The organism is Mycolicibacterium sp. Y3, from assembly GCF_051188035.1.
Lineage (GTDB): Bacteria > Actinomycetota > Actinomycetes > Mycobacteriales > Mycobacteriaceae > Mycobacterium > Mycobacterium fluoranthenivorans.
This window is the reverse complement of record NZ_JAVQLT010000001.1, coordinates 3,109,963-3,123,291: the sequence shown is the minus strand read 5'-3', so window position 1 is coordinate 3,123,291 and position 13,329 is coordinate 3,109,963. Positions and strand designations below refer to the sequence as shown.

Here is a 13,329-nt window from a genome sequence, read left to right as displayed (position 1 = left end):
TTCAGTACAGTTCGGGGCGCCGGTCGCCGAACAGATCGACGTGATCGGTCAACGATTTGTCGTGGGTGACCGAAAGATCGACGTCGGCGATGGCGATACCCGCGCCGGACCCCACGCTGTCGAGTACCCACCCGTCGGGTGAGACCACCACACTGCCTTCGGTCCACGGCTGGCCACGTTCCACGCCGGTGCGGTCACAGCAGGCGACGGCCACCTTACTGGCCCGCGCGGTGGCCATGGCGTTGATCACCTCACCCGGATGCTCACCCTCGGGTCGCGGGAACAACGGCCAATTGACCGGTGCGGCAATCAGTTCGGCCCCGGCCAAGGCCACCGGCCGGGTCAGCTCGGGGAATTCCAGGTCGTAGCAGATCATCACGGCGATGGCGCCGTGCCGGGTGGCCAGCACCTGCGGGACCGCGGCACCCGGGGTGAAGATCAGTTTCTCCCGGTCCCACAGATGTGACTTGCGGTAGAACCCCAGCACGCCGGTGGCGTCGAGCATGACCGCGCTGTTGTACAACAGCCCGTCTGAGCCGATCTCCGGGAAGCCGCCGACGACGATCGCGTCACCGGCCGCGGCGATCCAGCTCGCGAACGACGTGGCGGTGGCCGGCAGGGCGTGCGCCCGGGCCTCGTCAGCGTCGTCGAACATGTACCCAGAGGTGGCGAGCTCCGGAAGGACGAGGACATCGGCGCCGGCCGTGACCGCAGCTCGGATCTGCTCGACGATCACACCGCTGTTGGCGTCGGAGGCTCCGAGCTGGGGTGCGATCTGTGCGCACGCGATCCGGGTCATCAGCGAAGTCTAGTCACGGCAGCGCCGTGCGGGCCTTGAGCGCCAGCCACAGCTCCATCCGGTCATCGCCGTCATCGAGCCGGCGCCCGGTGAGTTGCGCGATTCGGTCGATGCGATTGCGAACCGTGTTGCGGTGCACTGACAACCGGGCGGCTGCCGGATCCCAGGCACCGTTGACCCGCAGCCATTGATCGAGCGTCCGCAACATCTCGGCCCGTTCCCCCGGTTCGAGCGCCTCCAGTGGCGCCAGCACCGCATCGGCGAATCCGCGGACCGCCTCCGGCGCCCCCAGCGACAGCAGCAAGGACACCGTCTCGCCTTCGACTGCGCTGACGGTGCGGCCGAGTCGTCGGCTGACAGCGACCAGGGACCGCGCCTGCATGGCCGAAACCCCCAGCGTTTCAGGGCTGGTCGCCGCGCCGATGCCGGTGGGCAGTCCGCCGGCATGCGACGACAAGGTCTCGGTGAGTGCGTTCAGGTTCCAGTGCGCGATCTCCACTGTGCGGCCCTGAACCCGGACCAAGGCTCCGTCCAGGGTGGAACGCAGCCGGAACGCGAGCTCCTCCCCTGCCTCGTCCACCACTGCCACGTGGCAGTGCTCAGCGGTCAAGCCGACGCTCGACGCAAGTTGTTGGGCGCGTTCGCGTTTGATACCGGTGCGCAGTAGCTGTCCGAATACCTGTTCCCTGCGCCGACGCTCGGGCTCATCGGAGAGTTCGCGCCGCTCGCGGTCCACGGCGATGAGCGAGACCAGCACGGTCGACGAGGCGCGGGCGGTGGCGTCCATATCGGCGCCGAACGCCACGAACGCCAGGGGTATCTGCGCGCCGATGGTGTGCACCTCCACCCCATTGAGCACCGCCCAATTGCGTCCCTCCATCTGGGCGCAGGCCCGGCGCACCCGCTCGACGGTCTCCGGCGGGGTCCCCGGGCTGGCGGCTACCAGACCGCCGGCACCGTCACACACCACACACGGGGTGTCGCTCGTCGAGGCCCACGCCGCGAGCAGCGCCGGCAGCGGTGCGGAGCTCGTCGCCACTGCGGTGAGCCGCCGATTGTTCTCCATGGCCTGTTGAAGTCCACGACGTTCCTGCCGTGCGATGGTTTCGAAGACCCATTTGGTGACGGCGATGAACGGGGTCTGGTCGGGCACGACGAGCATGGCGATACCCGCCTGCTCCGCGGCCGCCCGCAGCGGTTCCGGACATTCCCGGTACGGCAGCCCGTGGCCGACCCCCAGCGCGAGTGCGGCCACACCGGCCGCAGCACATTCGGAGACGTAGGCGCGGCACGCCGCGGCGTTCATCGGTAGCAGCAGGCCCACGGTCATCAGGAGTTCGCCTCCGCGTAGCCAGTCCCCGGGCGAGGTGAGTTCGGAGACATGCGCGGTGGTGATCTCGCGTTCCAGCCCCGCCGCGCCGGCCACCACTGTCAGCTGCAGTGACGCAGCAGTCGCGACATCGCGGACGGTGATCATCGCCCCTCCGGTGTCTTGTACATATCGTCTAATCGTAATGGTCAGACTGAACAAAACCGCTATGGCTTCCAACAGCAGATTTGGCCAAAGTATGACCACCGCCACACAGGGAGATACACATGGCCATGCCCAGCGCCGACCGGACGGCGACGTTGATCGAGACCCGCTCCATCGACTACGTGCCCGATGACGAACGGCACGGCAAGGTCGGCCACCAGGGGCCGTTCTGGTTCGTCGGCAACTTCCAGCCGTTCACCCTGGCGCTCGGGTTCGTCGGCCCCAGCCTCGGCCTCTCGCTGTGGTGGACGGTGGTCGCCGGAATCGCGGGCATCGCGTTCGGCACCCTGTTCATGGCCTTCCACGCCACCCAGGGACCCGTGCTCGGGCTGCCCCAGATGATCCAGTCGCGGGCGCAGTTCGGCTTCCGCGGGGTGCTGGTGCCGCTGATCGGCACGTTGTTCACCTTCGTCGGATTCAACGTCGTCGATGTCGTCATCCTCAAATCCGGCCTCCAGGAGATCTTCGGCTGGAACTCGGTCGTGGTAGCGGTGGTGATCACCGTGGTGGCCGCCGGTCTGGCCATCTTCGGACATGACTTGCTGCACAGAGCTTTCCGCGTGCTGTTCTGGATATCCCTGCCGTTGTGGCTGGCGCTCACCTACGGTGTGCTGTCCGGCGGGGTACACGGAACCGATTCGGCTACAGGCTCTTTCACTTGGGTCGCGTTCCTGGCCCAGTTCGGGGTGGCCGCGTCCTACAACATCACCTATGCGCCCTATGTATCCGACTACAGCCGATACCTACCGCGGGGCACCCGGCCGTCGGCGATCATCGCGTCGGTGTTCGTGGGAGCCACCGCATCCCCGGTGTGGTTGATCCCGCTGGGCGCCTGGATGGCCACCTACTTGGGCGCCTCCGACGCGCTGGCCGGGATCAACACCGCCGGCAACGCCACGGTGCCGATGCTGGGCAGCGTACTGGCCGTCGTCGCGACACTCGTGCTGGTGGCGACCATGGGCCTCAACGCCTACAGCGGGATGCTGACGGTGGTCACCGGGTTGGATTCGGTGCGTTCGGTACGCCCCACGCGGAAGTTGCGGGTGATCACCATCGTGGTGCTCGCGGTTGCCTGGCTGGCCATGAGCCTGCTGTTGTCCAACGCGACAGCGGCGCTGAACACCACGTTGCTGATCATGCTGTACCTGCTGGTGCCGTGGACCGCGGTGAACCTCACCGACTTCTTCTTCGTACGCCGCGGGCACTACGTCATCGCGGACCTGTTCACCCCGGCGGGGGTGTACGGCGCCTGGTCCTGGCGGGGGCTGGTGGCCTTCGCCGCGGGCATCGCCGCAGAGATCCCGTTCGTGGTACTGCCGTTCTACACCGGCCCGGTCGCCGCCGCGATGGGCGATGTCGATATCGCCTTCATCGTCGGGCTGGCGGTGTCCGGTCTGGTGTACATCGCGCTGACCCGGTCGCTGAACCTGTCCCATGAGCTCGCTCTCATCGCCGAGGATCCATCCCTGGCCGATCCCGCCGATGCGGTGGCGATCGCCAACACCGTTGAAACGGAGGAGAAATGACCGATCCAATCGGTCCGGTGGATGCCACGCGCCGGCCCCGCTACACCGAACCCGGCACCTTTGCGCGACTGCCGCGCATCGACCAGGTCGGCAGCGCCGACGTGAGCATCGTGGGTATCCCGTTCGACAGCGGGGTGTCCTACCGGCCCGGGGCCCGCTTCGGACCCGGTCATGTCCGCGCCTCGTCGAAACTGTTGCGGCCGTACAACCCCGCGGTCGGGATCGAGCCGTTCGCGGTTCAGCAGGTCGCCGACTGCGGGGATATCGCGGTGAATCCGTTCGATATCGCCGAGGCGATCGAGACCATCGACGCCGCCGTGACCGACCTGCGCAAGGACGGCTCGAAGGTGCTGACCATCGGCGGCGACCACACCATCGCCCTGCCCATCCTGCGGTCCCTGGCCCGCGATCACGGCCCCATCGGCGTGCTGCATTTCGACGCTCACCTGGACACCTGGGATACCTACTTCGGGGCACCGTTCACCCACGGCACGCCGTTCCGCCGGGCCAGCGAAGAGGGTCTGATCGACATGGAACGGTCCCAGCACATCGGCATTCGCGGTCCGCTTTACAGCAAGCACGACCTCGAGGACGACGCGGTGCTCGGGTTCCAGGTGATCCGCTCCGACGACTACGAATTCGACGACGTGGCATCGATCGTCGAGCGGATGCGCAAGCGCCTCTCCGGCGGCCCGGTCTACGTCTCGGTCGACATCGACGTGCTCGACCCCGCGCACGCGCCGGGTACGGGTACCCCCGAGGCGGGCGGCATGACGTCGCGTGAACTACTGAACACGCTGCGTGGGCTGGTCGGGCTGGAGGTGGTCGGGGCCGACATCGTCGAGGTGGCACCCGCTTACGACCATGCCGAGATCACCGGCATCGCCGCAGCGCACGTCGGTTACGAACTGCTCTCGGTGCTGGCGGCCAATCTGGGTTGACCGGGCCGGGCGTGCCGGCCTGCGAAAGGGCGGTTATGGGGCGAGGTTTCGGGGAATCGCCGGTGCAATCCGTCGATCAGCCGGTGCGCCTCGTACAGCTCGCGCCGCAGATCGCCGGCACGGGGATCGACCCGCGCGTTGCCACGCGCACGTGCCCGGCGGTTTCGTGCATCGACGATTTCCAGTTTGTGCGAGATGTCGGCGACTTGGTCGTAGAGAGCAGTCAGTAGCTGTCGCGCCTGGCTCACCGCCGCATCTTCTGTCACGCAGGGATCTTCTCACCATTTTCTAAGGTGCGCGCACCGGGGTGAGCTTTCCGCCGCAATCGGCGAACCCTTTCGCACTCCGGCGAAATCCGCGACTTTGCTCGAGAATGCCTCGACCTGGCAAAGGCCGAGAGGCCGTTATTTGCCACCGTCACCGAGGGGGTTGGTGCTCCGCTGACCAGTCCGGTCGATGCGGTGTGATTGATCTGTTCACGGAGGATGTCGCCATGGCCGGCGTGGCCGCGGTGCCATCGAGATGCCATCACATCGGCCGGCCGATGTGTGCGCGATCACCGAATTCTTAGACTGCTTCGGCCTGGCGATGAGGTGTGGTGTCACCTCCCCGAGGCAGAATGCTTAAGCCGCCCGCCGATCGGGGGGCGGCTGACACGGCGAGGGCAGGCTCGCTGGGCAGTGACGCACCGACGGGATCCGGCCGCGCCGCGGCATCGGCCCTGGTGGAAGGGATAGCAGTGAGTTACAACGCCGCAGACATCACCGAGCTCGACGATGTCCAGCACACCCGCCTGCGGCCGGCGGTGAACCTCGGCCTGGATGTTCTCAACACGGCCCTGCGCGAGCTGGTGGACAACGCGGTCGAAGAGGTCGCCGACCCCAGCCACGGCGGCTCGACCGTCACCATCACCCTGCACGCCGACGGATCGGTCAGTGTCGCCGACGACGGCCGTGGCCTGCCCGTCGACTCCGACCCCGTTACCGGGAAGAACGGCATCGTCAAGACGCTGGGCACCGCGCGGGCCGGCGGCAAGTTCTCCGCCCATTCCGATGCCACCAGCACCGGCGCCGGACTCAACGGGATCGGCGCCGCGGCGGCGGTGTTCATCTCCGCACGCACCGACGTGACGGTGCGCCGGGCCGGAAAGACCTACCTGCAGAGTTTCGGCGGCGGCTACCCCGGCACCTTCGAAGGCAAAGACTTCGACCCGAACGCCCCGTTCACCCGCTCCGACACGCAGAAACTGCGCGGCGTGGGTAACCGCAAGCCGGACGCCCACGGCACAGAAGTGCGCATCCTGTTCGACTCGGCCGTGGTGCCCGATTCCAGCGTGGATGTCGGTGAGGTGCTGTTGCGGGCGCACGCCGCGGCGCGGATGTCGCCAGGTGTGCATCTCACCGTCGTCGACGAGGGGTGGCCGGGCGGAGAGATCCGGCCCGAATTGATCGAGCCCTTCACCGGTCCGTGGGGCACCGATACCCTGCTGGACCTCATGTGCACCGCCGCCGGCACACCCGTACCCGGCGTGCGCGCCGTGGTGGAGGGCCGAGGTGAATACACCACCGGCCGCGGGCCGACCCCGTTTCGCTGGTCGCTGACGGCGGGCCCGGCCGAACCTGCCACCGTCGCCGCATTCTGCAATACCGTGCGCACCCCGGGTGGGGGGTCCCACCTGACGGCCGCCGTCAAGGGGCTGTCCGAAGCCCTGGCCGATCGCGCTTCCCGGATCCGCGACCTCGGCCTGGCCAAAGGCGAGGACGGTCCGGAGCCGCAGGATTTCGCGGCGGTCACCGCACTGGCCGTCGATACCCGCGCCCCCGATGTGGCATGGGACTCCCAAGCCAAGACGGCGGTGTCCTCGCGGTCGCTGAACCTGGCGATGGCCCCGGATGTGGCGCGCAGCGTCACCGTGTGGGCGGCCAATCCCGCCAACAGCGACACCGTGTCGTTGTGGACGAAGCTGGCGCTGGAATCGGCGCGGGCGCGGCGCAGCGCCGAAGGCGCCAAGGCCCGGTCCCGCGCGGCGTCGAAGGCCAAGGGACTGGGCACCAACCTGTCGCTGCCACCGAAGCTGCTGCCCAGCAGGGAGACCGGCCGCGGATCCGGTGCCGAGTTGTTCTTGTGCGAGGGCGATTCGGCCCTGGGCACCATCAAGGCGGCGCGCGACGCCACCTTCCAGGCGGCCTTCCCCCTGAAAGGCAAGCCGCCCAACGTCTATGGGTTCACACTGAGCAAGGCACGGGTCAAAGACGAGTTCGATTCCATCGAACGCATCCTGGGCTGCGGCGTGCGTGACCACTGCGATCCGGAACTGTGCCGCTACGACCGCATCCTGTTCGCCTCCGACGCCGACCCCGACGGCGGCAATATCAACTCCAGCCTCATCTCGATGTTCCTGGACTTCTACCGCCCACTCGTCGAAGCGGGCATGGTCTACGTGACGCTGCCGCCGCTGTTCGTCGTCAAGGACGGCACGCAACGGATCTACTGCCAGGACGAATCCGAGCGTGATGCCGCGGTGGCCCAACTGAAAGCCACCTCCAAACGCAAGGTCGAAGTGCAACGAAACAAGGGTCTCGGTGAGATGGATGCCGATGACTTCTGGAACACCGTGCTGGATCCGCAGCGGCGCACCGTCATTCGAGTGCATCTCGATGACGGCGAATCCAAGCTGCACCACACTTTGTTCGGCGGGCCGCCGGAAGGCAGGCGTACGTGGATGGCCGATATCGCCTCCCGCGTCGACACCTCTGCTCTTGACCTGACGTAGGAGAACCTATTGTGACCGCCACCCTGGACGTTCCCGAGCAGAACCCCGATCTGGTGCTCGACCAGAGCGCAGATGACTATTGGAATCACTACCAGCTGACCTTCGCGCTCTACAGCGTCAGCGACCGCGCCATCCCGTCCGCGTTCGACGGGCTCAAGCCCGGCCAGCGGCGCCTGCTCTATCAGATGCACGATTCGAAGCTGCTGCCCGGTAACAAGCCGCAGAAATCGTCCAAGGTGTGCTCGGCCGTCACCGGCAATCTGCACCCGCACGGCGGCGCGTCGATGTACGGCGCCGCGGCGCTGATGGCCGCCGAGTTCCAACGGGTGAAAGTCATTGACGGGCAGGGCGCATTCCCGCGTATTCAGGGTGACATTCCCGCGGCTGACCGCTATACCGAGATGCGGCTGTCGGCGCCCGGTGCGGCACTGACCGCCGAACTCGACGATCACGCCGTACCGATGGTCTCGACGTTCGACGGAGAGTGGATCGAGCCGACGGTACTGCCGGCACGCTGGCCGGTGCTGCTGTGCAACGGCGCCGTCGGTATCGCCGAGGGCTGGGCCACCAAGGTGCCGGCGCACAACCCACGCGAGATCATGGCCGCCTGCCGGGCCCTGCTGGCGACGCCGAAGATGACCGACGACAGGTTGGTCAAGCTCATTCCCGGCCCCGACTGGGGCTGCGGCGCCACCGTGGTCGGCACCGCCGGGTTGCGCGAATACATCACCACCGGACGCGGCGCGTTCACCGTGCGCGGCACCGTATCCGTGGAGGGCAAGAACGTCATCATCACCGAGCTTCCGCCCGGTGTCGCCAGTTCCACTGTCCAGGAACGGATCCGCGCCTTGGTCGAGTCCGGGGAACTCGCCGGTGTGGCCGATATGTCCGATCTGACCGACCGGCGTAACGGGCTGCGGATCGTCGTCACCGCCAAACGTGGTCACAATGCCGAGCAGATCCGTGAGCAGTTGCTCGCACTGACACCGTTGGAGTCCACCTTCGCCGCCAGCCTCGTCGCTCTCGACGAGGACCGGGTACCGCGCTGGTGGTCGGTACGTGAACTGATCTCGGCATTCCTGCACCTGCGCGACTCGGTGGTGGTGCGCCGCAGCGAGTATCGCCTGGAGAAGGTCACCGCCCGTCGCCACCTCGTGGCCGGCCTGATGCTCATTCACCTCGATATCGATGCCGCGGTGGCGGTCATCCGCAGTTCCGATACCGTCGACGAGGCTCGCCAGGGCTTGCAGGAGCGCTTCTCCATCGATGCCGAGCAGGCCGATTATGTTCTGGGACTGCAGCTTCGCCGGTTGACCCGACTCGACGTCATCGAACTGCAGGCCGAAGCCGAAAAGCTGGATGCCGAGTTCCTCGAACTGACCGAACTGGTGTCGAACCCCGACGCCCGACGCGCGGTCATCGACAAGGAACTGGTGGAGACCGCGAAACTGTTCAAGGGGGCCGAGTTCGACCGTCGCACGGTGCTGGACTTCGAGGCCACACCGACGGTGGCGGGCTCCGATGACGACGGCGCGCGCGAGCGGAAGGTCAATGCCTCCTGGCGTCTTGACGACCGCGGGGTGTTCTCCGACAGCCATGGCGACCTCCTCACCTCGGGTCTGGGGTGGGCGGTGTGGACCGACGGGCGCGTCAAGTTCACCACCGGCAACGGCCTGCCCTACAAGATCCGCGACATCCCCGTCGCGCCGGACATCACCGGGCTGGTGCGCTCAGGTGTGCTGACACCGGGGCATCACCTGGCGCTGGTGACCCGGCGCGGAAAGGTGTTGCGCATCGACCCCGCCGCCGTGAACCCGCAGGGTGCAGCCGGCAATGGTGTGGCCGGGGTGAAGCTGACGGCCGGTGACCCCGGCGACGAGGTCATTGCAGCGCTGCCGCTCACCTGCGAGAACGGCGAGGCTCTTCTTTCGATCTCCGAAAAGGGTTGGAAAGTCACCGAAGTCGCCGATATTCCGGTGAAGGGGCGCGGTGGCGCAGGCGTCACGTTCCACCCGTTCGTCAACGGCGAGGACGCGTTGATGGCGGCCTCGGTCTCCCCCGCCGGGTTCGTCCGCGGCGGCAAGCCGGTGCGCGCCGAGAAGCGCGCGAAAGCTTCGGTCAAGGGTTCCGGCAGGGACGTGACGCCTGCGACGTAGCAGCCGCTCAACTACGCAGCGGGCGGCCCTCCACATCGGGCACCTTGCCGAGGAGAATCAGGATGCCATCGATGAAAGGCCAGATGCCGCCGATTCCCAGCGTCAGCCAGGTGACCGCGATCTGTGCGACGGCCAGCTTGGTGTACCCGAGGTAGAAGCGGCCGAGGCCGAAGCTGCCGAGGAGAATTCCCAGCAGACCCGCGGTCACCTTGCTCTTGTCGGAGAGGGGCCGACCGGTCAGCGGGTCCACTCCGGGGTGGGCCGGCTGGGGTGCATACGTGGGGTCTTGCTGGGGCTGAGGTGTTGTTGTCATGGCGGTAATCGTCGTTGCGGTCCTTGGAATAATCTTGGAGCTCGCGCACGCCGATGTGGACGGTCGATCGTGCACTCACGGGCCGATGCGCACCGGCCCCGGATTCCAGAGGCCGCTCCGGGTGGCGGTCGCGAGGTTCAGGTGCGCTTCGGGGGCTTCCACGACGGGATCGAAGCGGCGTAGCGAGCCCCAGTCGCGGCCCCAGTCCCGGGACAGGTAGGTGGGCATGACGTGGGCCCTCAGCAGTAAGTCGGTAATACCCAACGGCCCGCCGTTGTCGCCGGACTGCCAGGTGTCCGGCATTTCGATCTTGGCGGGATAGTCCGGGGAGATCCGGTAGGTGGGGACTTGGGTGACACCATTGGCGTGCAGCATGGGCTGCTGACAAGGGAACACCAGTCCCACCGCCCAGTCCAGCAGGATCGGCTGCGTGGAGCCCAGGTACTCCTGCACCGACCGCAACTCGGGCACTCGCGGCGGGGTGACCGCGACCCAGTCACCTCGATTGAGCGAAGTGTCTTCGGCAACAACACGGATATAGCTCGCATCGGCGGGGATATCCGCGCGCGGGAAGCGCAGATTGCGCCATGCCGGCTGCGGACCGATGTCGTACGGGGTGAGTCGCCCGCGTGGCACCAGTGTGCCTTCGGGGGTCTCCGTGCCGTACTCCAGGACGACGGTCTGCGCTGTGGTGTGGCCGGACAGGACGCTGTCACCGGTGATGGTGCCGGCGGCGGTGATCACCACGAGCGGATGTTGCGTGTCGGCGGCCGGGAGGCGATACCACGCCGAGGTCAACGTGCTGACCTGTTGAGGTCCGGCGGTGAAGCTCCCGGCCACCGGCACCTTGGCGGGGTCCAGGCCGTAGGGCAACACCACGCCGGACCCGTTGATCCCTGGCTCATCCGATGCCGTGGGGGCTTCCCAGTCGTAGTCGGTGCCGGACTTGGTTTGGCTCTGCCAGATCGCTTCGGCCAGTGTGTGTTCCGGCCGCCCGTTGGGATCGAAGCCGACCGGGGCGGCCCCGCCCAACGGGCCCAGCGGGCCGTAGCGGCCCTGCAGTGGGGCCAGGAATCCGTCGTTGGCCTCGGGTTCGACGAGGACGTCGTCGGCCAGTCCGCACCCACCGGCCAGCTCACGAAGGTTGGCCCATCCGTTGGAGTAGCTGGGGTACTCCTTGATCGCACCGGCCAGCATCGATCCGGCGCACACCACCACCATGGCGCCCGCCGCCACCGGCACGGGCGCGCGCGTCAGGAGCCCGACCGGACGTGCCTCGGGCCGATTCGCGGCGCCGGCCAGGTGCAGCCGCCCCGCGTAACCGGCGGTCGCCACACTCAGTACGAAGAACACCGCACTCACGGTGACAGGACCCCAGTGCGGACTGCTGTCGTTGAACGGCACCCCATAGCTGGAGACATACCAAAACCCGTTGGTCGAGGCGAAACACAGGGCAAGAACCAAGAATACGGCCGCAAGGAACGCGACTCGGTTACGCGCCGAGCGCAGCACCGCCGGCCCGAACAGCACGGTCGCCACGGCCGCCATCGCCGCGCCGACGGCGGCGAACAGCCCGAAATGGTGAATCCACTTCGTCGGGGCAAAGGTGAGCAGGAACAACGTGGCGAAGATGACGCCCATCAGTCGCCACACCGGGCCCACCGCAATGCCGGGAATCCGCTTGCGGCGCAACAACAGCAGCATCGACGCGAACAGACATGTCATGGTGATCAAGATCCCGAACCGCCGCGACAACGCGCCATCGGTGGTCGGTAGGAACAAGTAGTAGTAACGCAGGTTCTCGGTGTACCAGGGCTGAGCCGGGCCGATCGCCGTGCGCACCGCGGTGGCTTCGCGCACGGTGGCCAGGGTCTGATCGGCAAAGATCACCGTCAGTACCACGACCCCGGCTGCGGCCAGCGGCAGCAGGATCGGCCAGATTCCGACCCTCTTGGCGCGGGTGACGATGATACGCACGATGGGGCGCCCACCGGCCAGCAGCACGGCCACGGCGATGATCCCGGTGGGTTGGATACCGAGAGTGAACGCCGCCACGACGATCGCCAGTCCGACCAAGGTGGGGCGGCGAGTGATGATGGCCCGTTCGACGAGCACGTAGGTGACCAGGGCGCCGGTGGCGATCTGCCCTTCCGGACGCAGGCCGTTGTTGAAGGGCATCCACGCAGCGAGGAACACCAACGCCGCCGCCCACACCGCGGCCTTGCTTGCCGCGACTGCCGGGCCCAGCCGGGGCAGCACCTCTCGGGAGAGCAGCAGCCAGCACAGCAGCGCGCAGATCAGGTCCGGCAGACGCAGCCACAGGCTGGCGTGGCTCACGTGGGTCATGAGGGCGATCAGGTCGTAATACCAGCCGAAGGGGTCCTCAGGACTGCCGAACCAGCGGAAGTAGTTGGCCATGTAGCCGGCGTGGCTGGAGGTGTTGGCCATACCGAATTGGTAGCCGTCATCAGAAGATCCGGCACCCGCGATGAACCAGAAGACCGACGCGACGATCACGGTCGCATCCACCACGGTGACGTTGCGCCAGCGGATCGGGACGAGCCGGCGACTGCGGCGCGCATCGAGGCGATCCAGTCGCCACAACGCCAGCAGTCCGGCGACCGCGCCGAAGATCCCGGCGAGTATCGCCGCCGTCTTCATCGGTGACGGGGAACTGGTGTAGCGGGTGTCGATGGTCGCAGTGAACGTCAGTCCGGGCGGTGCGGGTCCCGTGAGGTCGGTGAACACCCCGACGATCTGGGGTCGCAGGTTCGGATCGCTGAACCCACCTCGCAGTGCCGCACCGGTATCGGGATCGGACAGTCCGCGAACCGAAGCGAACGTGCCCTCCACCGAGGAGGACACGTCCAGCCGTTGACATTGCGGGTCGGCCATGAGGGTGCGCGGCACGCTGAGGATCACCACGTTGCGAGCGATCACATCGACGCGCTGGCGGGTCGCCGTGACGAACAGGCCGTTGAGCATCGCCTGCTTGCCTGCCGCCGGGGCGGTCCCCAACACCAGCCCGCCCGAGGTGGGCAGGTCCCGAATGACGCTGCAGGGCACCGATGCCGTCAACGAGACCGGTGTCAACGTGATCAGCGGTGCGGTCACGCTGCCCAGCCGGCCGGCTTGGGGCCACTGCAGCGTCGCCGTGGTCTGCACCACCGGCAGCACCGGAACCAACAGACTCGCCACGAATCCCACCAGGCCCGCGACGACGGCGACCAGCCTGGTCAGTCGCATCGGCCGACCTGGTTCCCCCGTGTTCTCCCCCACCGCATCAT

The 13,329-nt window shown here is 67.2% G+C and carries 8 protein-coding genes and 1 pseudogene; 5 read left to right on the top strand and 4 right to left on the bottom strand.

Annotated elements, in window-relative coordinates; translation table 11 throughout:
* Position 1 precedes the first annotated feature (1 nt).
* Both QN239_RS15110 and QN239_RS15105 read right to left on the bottom strand, forming a co-directional pair.
* A complete protein-coding gene (locus tag QN239_RS15110) occupies positions 2–799 on the bottom strand; it encodes a nitrilase-related carbon-nitrogen hydrolase (RefSeq protein ID WP_499011508.1) in 798 nt (265 codons plus the stop codon).
* Between the two features lie 13 nt (positions 800–812).
* Positions 813–2,276 carry a PucR family transcriptional regulator gene (locus QN239_RS15105; protein ID WP_499011505.1) on the bottom strand — a complete coding sequence of 488 codons (1,464 nt, stop codon included), beginning with the start codon at positions 2,274–2,276 and terminating at the stop codon, positions 813–815.
* Between the two features lie 119 nt (positions 2,277–2,395).
* On the opposite strand from QN239_RS15105, the gene QN239_RS15100 reads away from it, so the two are divergent.
* From QN239_RS15100 to QN239_RS15080, 5 genes are all read left to right on the top strand, one after another.
* Positions 2,396–3,859: a purine-cytosine permease family protein gene (locus tag QN239_RS15100; RefSeq protein ID WP_499011503.1), complete on the top strand. Its 1,464-nt coding sequence runs from the start codon at positions 2,396–2,398 to the stop codon at positions 3,857–3,859.
* A complete protein-coding gene (gene speB / locus QN239_RS15095; RefSeq protein ID WP_499011501.1) occupies positions 3,856–4,800 on the top strand; it encodes an agmatinase in 945 nt (314 codons plus the stop codon). Before QN239_RS15100 ends, speB begins: the two co-directional genes overlap by 4 nt.
* A 62-nt stretch (positions 4,801–4,862) precedes the next feature.
* Complete coding sequence (locus QN239_RS15090) at positions 4,863–5,030, top strand: hypothetical protein (protein ID WP_499011499.1); 168 nt, start codon at positions 4,863–4,865, stop codon at positions 5,028–5,030.
* Positions 5,031–5,539: 509 nt separating this feature from the next.
* The gene (locus QN239_RS15085) at positions 5,540–7,573 is read left to right on the top strand and encodes a toprim domain-containing protein (RefSeq protein ID WP_499011497.1); all 2,034 of its coding nucleotides are present in this window, start codon (positions 5,540–5,542) and stop codon (positions 7,571–7,573) included.
* 11 nt (positions 7,574–7,584) lie between these two features.
* A complete protein-coding gene (locus tag QN239_RS15080) occupies positions 7,585–9,729 on the top strand; it encodes a DNA gyrase subunit A (protein ID WP_499011494.1) in 2,145 nt (714 codons plus the stop codon).
* Between the two features lie 7 nt (positions 9,730–9,736).
* Here QN239_RS15080 and QN239_RS15075 read toward each other — a convergent pair.
* A pseudogene (locus QN239_RS15075) lies at positions 9,737–10,024 on the bottom strand (TM2 domain-containing protein); the annotation flags it as partial.
* A 93-nt stretch (positions 10,025–10,117) separates the two neighbouring features.
* On the bottom strand, positions 10,118–13,288 hold the full coding sequence (locus QN239_RS15070; RefSeq protein ID WP_499011492.1) for an arabinosyltransferase domain-containing protein: 3,171 nt from the start codon (positions 13,286–13,288) through the stop codon (positions 10,118–10,120).
* Positions 13,289–13,329 lie beyond the last annotated feature (41 nt).

Excerpts from the sequence above, each read along its gene's own strand:
- QN239_RS15110 (WP_499011508.1), bottom strand. The coding sequence starts at position 799 with ATGACCCGGATCGCGTGCGCACAGATCGCACCCCAGCTCGGAGCCTCC.
- QN239_RS15070 (WP_499011492.1), bottom strand. The coding sequence starts at position 13,288 with ATGCGACTGACCAGGCTGGTCGCCGTCGTCGCGGGCCTGGTGGGATTC.
- QN239_RS15100 (WP_499011503.1), top strand. The coding sequence starts at position 2,396 with ATGGCCATGCCCAGCGCCGACCGGACGGCGACGTTGATCGAGACCCGC.
- QN239_RS15105 (WP_499011505.1), bottom strand. The coding sequence starts at position 2,276 with ATGATCACCGTCCGCGATGTCGCGACTGCTGCGTCACTGCAGCTGACA.
- speB (WP_499011501.1), top strand. The coding sequence starts at position 3,856 with ATGACCGATCCAATCGGTCCGGTGGATGCCACGCGCCGGCCCCGCTAC.